The sequence below is a fragment of the Companilactobacillus sp. y65-5 genome (assembly GCF_057541095.1).
The window spans coordinates 1-511 of sequence record NZ_BAAJOA010000022.1; the positions used below are offsets into that span (position 1 = coordinate 1).

Annotated in this window: 1 protein-coding gene; it reads right to left on the minus strand. The window is 41.7% G+C overall.

The features are described from left to right. Positions 1-418, minus strand: a 418-nt coding sequence (locus AC27FM_RS13280) for a recombinase family protein (protein ID WP_487088975.1), incomplete at its 3' end; no start/stop codon positions are given. Positions 419-511 lie beyond the last annotated feature (93 nt).

Sequence of the window (511 nt, forward strand, 5' to 3'; positions counted from 1 at the left end):
CCTGCTGCTTAGCTAAGGCAATCCCTTGCTGCTGGCGCTCAATGATTCGCTTACGTTCACTTTCGGCCTGATACTTATAGAGTTCAATAATCAAATTGGTCATCAGTTGCCGTAAGTTAGGATCAGCGATTCCTGTCATGGACGGTAAATTCAATACATCTAGGGTGGCCCCCTTATTTTGAATGGAGTTCATGATCTTAGTCAAATCCTGGTTGTTTCTGCCTAAGCGATCTAATTCAGTGACCAGGACAATATCACCCTCACGAATATAGGCCAGCATTTTTTGCAGTTCTGGCCGATTAGTGTTAGCCCCACTTAATTTATCCGTAAATAATTTATCAACGCCTTTTAAAGCCGCTAATTGTCGATCTAAATGTTGCTCCTTGGAACTCACACGCGCATAACCGATTTTAGCCATTTCCAATTCCCCTTTTGGACAGTTCTAATGAACACTTGTAATTCCTAGTATAGCACAGAAATAAAAAAGACCAATAGGGTATACCCTATTGGC